This is a genomic window from Pseudoxanthobacter sp. (assembly GCF_036822375.1).
GTDB lineage: Bacteria > Pseudomonadota > Alphaproteobacteria > Rhizobiales > Segnochrobactraceae > Pseudoxanthobacter.
This window is the reverse complement of the sequence record NZ_DAISHT010000079.1, coordinates 10465-15575: the sequence shown is the minus strand read 5'-3', so window position 1 is coordinate 15575 and position 5111 is coordinate 10465. Positions and strand designations below refer to the sequence as shown.

3 protein-coding genes and 2 pseudogenes are annotated in these 5111 nt (G+C 69.1%); 2 read left to right on the top strand and 3 right to left on the bottom strand.

Annotation, left to right across the window (positions count from 1 at the left end; genetic code table 11):
- From V7067_RS09530 to V7067_RS09520, 3 genes and pseudogenes are all read right to left on the bottom strand, one after another.
- A pseudogene (locus V7067_RS09530) lies at nt 1-583 on the bottom strand (UDP-N-acetylglucosamine 1-carboxyvinyltransferase); the annotation flags it as partial.
- 106 nt (nt 584-689) lie between these two features.
- Nucleotides 690-1346, bottom strand: coding sequence for a hypothetical protein (locus V7067_RS09525; protein WP_334175659.1), 657 nt, complete (start codon nt 1344-1346; stop codon nt 690-692).
- 114 nt (nt 1347-1460) lie between these two features.
- Nucleotides 1461-3878 (bottom strand): UvrD-helicase domain-containing protein, encoded by a 2418-nt coding sequence (locus V7067_RS09520; protein WP_334175658.1) that lies wholly within the window; start codon nt 3876-3878, stop codon nt 1461-1463.
- Nucleotides 3879-4172: 294 nt separating this feature from the next.
- Between V7067_RS09520 and V7067_RS09515 the strand changes: the two genes are divergently transcribed.
- Nucleotides 4173-4484 carry a hypothetical protein gene (locus V7067_RS09515; RefSeq protein ID WP_334175657.1) on the top strand — a complete coding sequence of 104 codons (312 nt, stop codon included), beginning with the start codon at nt 4173-4175 and terminating at the stop codon, nt 4482-4484.
- Nucleotides 4447-5111 (top strand): annotated as a pseudogene (locus V7067_RS09510) (hypothetical protein); the annotation flags it as partial. The gene V7067_RS09515 and the pseudogene V7067_RS09510, both read left to right, overlap by 38 nt.

Sequence of the window (5111 nt, the reverse complement as noted above, 5' to 3'; positions counted from 1 at the left end):
CGATCACGGTTTCGCCGCGCGCCAGCGTCGCCGCCATCATGACGGTGTGGGTGGCCCCGACGGAAACCCTGGGGAACACCACGCGACCGCCGACGAGGCCGCCCTTCGGGGCCCGGGCGATGGCATAGCCGCGGTCGATCTCGATTTCCGCGCCGAGATCCCTGAGGCCGTTGATGAAGAAATCCACCGGCCGGGTGCCGATGGCACAGCCGCCGGGCAGCGACACCTGCGCCTCGCCCATGCGCGCCAGCAGCGGGCCGATGACCCAGAAGCTCGCCCGCATCCGGGAGACAAGCTCGTAGGGCGCGGTGGTGTCGACGATGGCGCGCGCCGACAGGTCCACCGTCTGGCCGCACATGTCGTCCTGACCGTTGCGCTTGCCCTGAATGGCGTGGTCGACGCCGTGGTTGGAGAGGATCTGGAACAGAAGCTGCACATCGCGCAGGCGCGGCAGGTTCTCAAGCGTCAGGGTCTCGTCGGTCAGAAGGCTCGCGATCATCAGCGGCAGGGCCGCATTCTTCGCCCCGGAGATGGGGATGGTGCCGTTCAGCCGGTTACCGCCGACGATCCTGATCTTGTCCATAAGAGTCCGTGTTCCGTCTGGGCCGGGCCCGGGGGCGCCCGATCAAGATTCCTCGCCTAGCGCAGCCGCCGGCCGGACGCAAGCAGATCGCGCCCGCCGCCGCCCCTCAGGCCCGGCGGGCCGCAAACGCGGCCAGGAGGAACCAGCCATAGGAAGCAAACTCGAAGCTCTCTTCGAGACGGTCGGCAAGGGCCGGCGGCAGCCGCATCACATCTTTGTCAAACGGCCAGCCGGCACCGGCCAGCAGAAAGCCCAGCGCCATCGCCAGCCCCGCCCAGCCGGCAAAACGCCGGCACAGCGCCTGCGGGATGCCCCGGAGCGCGCCGCGATAATAAAGCAGCGTGAACAGCGCCAGCGCGCCGAGCAGCACATGCGGCAGCCAGCCGGTGACCGCAAACACCAGCCACCCCGGCAGCCCGGTGTGGCGCAGGTCCATCTCGCGGTCGGCCATGGCAAACATCACCAGCGCCGCCGCCAGCAGCACCGCCCGCTCCGCCGGGCGCGCGCTGGCAAAGGCCGTCAGCGCAAAAACCGCGCCGGCGGCCACCAGCAGCAGCGCCTGCGCATCCTCCACCGGGCCGTTCTCGGCAAAGAAGCCGTCGCCGAGCCACGGCAGGCGGGCGAGAATCACCGCCGCCGCAATGCTGAGCACGAGGGCCACCACAAGCCGCAGGCCCCAGCCGGCGGGGCTGACGGGACCGCAGCCGCAGCGCGGCGGCAGCAGGCCGCCCGACGGCCCGGAAGGATTGTGCGGAATAGCCATGGCATCTGTCCCGGTACGCGAACCCACGTCCGGGAACGCACATGCGACTGAATATCGCATGACATCCTAACCAAAGCCGGCTCAGCCTTCCAGTGCCATTCCGCCGGCGCGCGCTCAGAGCCGTTCGAGGAAGGAATCCAGCACCTTCTTGCGCCCGGCCTTGTCGAAATCGACCGTCAGCTTGTTGCCGTCGATAGCGGCCACCGTGCCGTTACCGAATTTCTGGTGAAACACCCGGCCGCCCTTCGTGAAGGCGGAGGGGTTTTCCACCACGCTCTTGGCAACGAGTTCGCCCTCGATGGTCGCCCCGCCGCGCAGGCGCTGGGCCGGGCCGGAAAGCGGCCGCCCGCCTGCCCGGCCGCCGGCCCCGGCCTCGCGCGTGCGCTCGCGCGCCCGCTCCCAGCCCGGCGTGGAATAGCTGGAGCCGAAGCTGTCGGAGCGGTCGAAGCGGCTGGCGCCATAGCCGCCATAGCCGCCCGCGCCGCCGGATTCACGCACCTCCACATGGGCTTCCGGCAGTTCGTCCAGAAAGCGCGAGGGCACCGTGGTCTGCCACAGGCCGTGGACGCGGCGGTTGGAGGCGAACCACACATAGGCCCGCCGGCGGGCGCGGGTGAGGCCGACATAGGCCAGCCGGCGTTCTTCCTCCAGCCCGGAGCGGCCGCCCTCATCGAGGGCACGCTGGTGGGGGAAAAGCCCCTCCTCCCAGCCCGGCAGGAACACGGTGTTGAATTCCAGCCCCTTGGCGGCATGCAGCGTCATCAGCGTCACCGCCTCCTGCCCCGCCTCGTTCTCCGTGTCGGTGACGAGGGCGATGTGCTCCAGGAAGCCGGCGAGCGATTCGAAATCCTGCATGGAGCGGATCAGCTCCTTCAGGTTTTCCAGCCGGCCCGGGGCGTCGGCCGAGCGGTCCTGCTTCCACATCTCGGTGTAGCCGCTCTCGTCGAGAATGATCTCGGCCACCTCGTGATGGGGCTTGTCGTCCAGAAGGCTGCGCCAGTGGGCGAAGGCCTGCAGCAGGGCGCGCAGGGTGGTGCGCGCCTTCGGCTTCAGCTCGTCGGTTTCCACCAGATGGGCGGCGGCCGCCATCAGCGGCATCTGCCGGGCGCGGGCGAAATCGTGGCAGATCTGCAGCGTGGCATCGCCGAGGCCGCGCCTGGGCGTGTTGACGATCCGCTCGAAGGCAAGATCGTCGGCCGGCTGCACGGTGGCGCGGAAATAGGCCAGCGCATCGCGGATTTCGGCGCGCTCGTAGAACCGCGGGCCGCCGACCACGCGATAGGGCAGCCCGAGCGTGACGAAGCGGTCTTCGAACTCGCGCATCTGGAACGAGGCGCGCATCAGAATGGCGATCTGGTCGAGGCTCTCGCCCTTGCGCTGCAGGCTTTCGATCTCGTCGCCGATGGAGCGCGCCTCCTCGGTGGAATCCCAGGCCGAGGCGACCGTGACCGGGGCGGCTTCCGGATCGCGGGCTTCGGTGAACAGCGTCTTGCCGAGCCGGCCCTCGTTGTGGGCGATGAGATGGGAGGCCGCCGCCAGAATGGGCGCGGTGGAGCGGTAGTTGCGCTCCAGCCGGATGACCACGGCACCGGGAAAATCGCGCTCGAAGCGCAGGATGTTATCCACCTCCGCGCCGCGCCAGCCATAGATCGACTGGTCGTCGTCGCCCACGCAGCAGATGTTGGTGTTGTTCTGCGCCAGCAGGCGCAGCCACAGATATTGCGCGGTGTTGGTGTCCTGATACTCGTCCACCAGCATGTAGCGGAAGCGGCGCTGATAGTCGGCCAGCACATCGGGATGCTGGCGGAAGATGCGGATCGGCTCCACCAGCAGATCGCCGAAATCGGTGGCGTTCAGCATCTTCAGCCGGGCCTGATAGAGCGCATAGAGCGCCTGCCCGCGGCCGTTGGCAAAGCCGGCCCCGTCGCCGGCCGGCACCTTGTCCGGGGTCAGGCCGCGGTTCTTCCAGCCGTCGATGAGCTGGGCGAGCTGGCGCGCCGGCCAGCGCTTCTCGTCCAGGTTCTCCGCCTGAATGATCTGCTTCATCAGGCGCAGCTGGTCGTCGGTGTCGAGAATGGTGAAATCCGACCGCAGGCCCGCCAGCTCCGCATGCCGGCGCAGGATGCGGGTGCCGATGGCGTGGAAGGTGCCGAGCCAGTTCATGCCTTCCGCCGAGCCGCCGATGAGGGCGGCGATGCGGTGCTTCATTTCCCGCGCGGCCTTGTTGGTGAAGGTCACGGCGAGGATCTGGTAGGGCTGGGCGAGGCCGGAGGCGATGATATGGGCGATGCGGGTGGTCAGCACCCGCGTCTTGCCGGTGCCGGCACCGGCCAGCACCAGAACCGGGCCTTCCACCGTTTCCACCGCGCGGCGCTGCTCGGGGTTCAGCCCTTCCAGATAAACGGGCTGGCGGCCATGGCCCAGCGCGCGTGCGGCGATGCCGCCAGGCTTCGGACCGGGGGCCGGCACGGCATCGCCAAAAAGCGGATCGTCATCGAAGGGGCGGGCGGGCGGCCCGGCGGGGTTCACCATCGGGAATAAATCGACCTTGAACGAATCTGGAAAAGGGTTCCGGCACAATATAGGAAAGCGCCGCCGGAATCGAACCGCCCGGCCGGCGCGCCGGCAACGCCGCCGCCTGCCCTGCCAGCCCCGAACGACCGGCCCCGGCACCCCCGCGCCGCCGGAAGGATCCTGAAAGCGCCCCCTGCTCCGGCTTCCAAGGCCACTTCCGCATCCTCTCCCGAAACCGGAAACGCCGGCAGGGACATTCCGCCGGAAGGCCTGCGCGGCCTTGCCGCCGTCAGCGTGGTGCTGTGGCATTCCATGCCGGGGTTCCTGCCCGGCAAATCCGGCCTCTTTGCCGAATTCGACGCATCGCTGTCGATCAACGGCCGCTTCTTCTTCGGCCTGACCTGCGGCACCTCGGCCGTCATCCTGTTCTTCGTGCTGTCGGCCCATTTCTTCGTGCTGTCGGCCCATGTTCTGACGCACCGCTATTCTGACCCGCCGCTATTTCGTGCGCGGCAACCGGGAAAACACTCTGCGCAGCGCCGTCAGGCGCTGGCCGCGCCTTGCCGGACCGATCGTCGTCACGGTTGTGCTGTCGCGGGCGCTTTTCGCCCCCGGCGCCTGTGATTTCACCGCAGCGGCGGAAATCAGCCGCTCGCCATGGCTGCACCGGTTCGCCTTCGGCCTCACCCCCGAACAGGCGCAGCAGTTCGACCGGCCGGGCTTTGCCGGGGCGCTGCTTCAGGGGGCCGATGGCACCTTCACCGACGGCACCTGCAGCCCCGACAGCCGCCTGTGGACCATCCGCACCGAGTTCGTCGGCAGCTTCGCCGCCTTCGGCCTCGCCCTCATCATCGGCCCGGCGCGACAGCGGCCGCTGTGGGCTGCGCTCTGTCTGAGCGGCATCGCCCTCATGATGACGACGGCCATCGCCCCGCTCTTTCTCGCCGCGTTCCCGGTCGGCGTGGCGCCGGCTTTCCTGCTGGCGCGGCACACGCCGCGCCTGCCGCCGGCCGCCCTCGCGGTGCTGCTGCCGCTCATCGTCTGCCTGATGGGCTATTCCGGGCAGCCGGCCGGCTTCAGCGAGGTTTATGTGCACATTGCCGGTGCCGTGCCGGCGCTCGTGGTGGCCATCGGCTCGCCGCAGGTCAATCGCCTGCTGTCGGCGCGCCGGGCGGCGTGGCCCGGCGAGATTTCCTTTCCGCTCTGTCTCGTCCACGTGCTGGTGCTGTGCCCGGCCGGGGCCGCCGCGCG

Coding starts and splice junctions, on each gene's coding strand:
- V7067_RS09525 (WP_334175659.1), bottom strand. CDS start 1,346: ATGGCTATTCCGCACAATCCTTCCGGGCCGTCGGGCGGCCTGCTGCCG.
- V7067_RS09520 (WP_334175658.1), bottom strand. CDS start 3,878: ATGGTGAACCCCGCCGGGCCGCCCGCCCGCCCCTTCGATGACGATCCG.
- V7067_RS09515 (WP_334175657.1), top strand. CDS start 4,173: ATGCCGGGGTTCCTGCCCGGCAAATCCGGCCTCTTTGCCGAATTCGAC.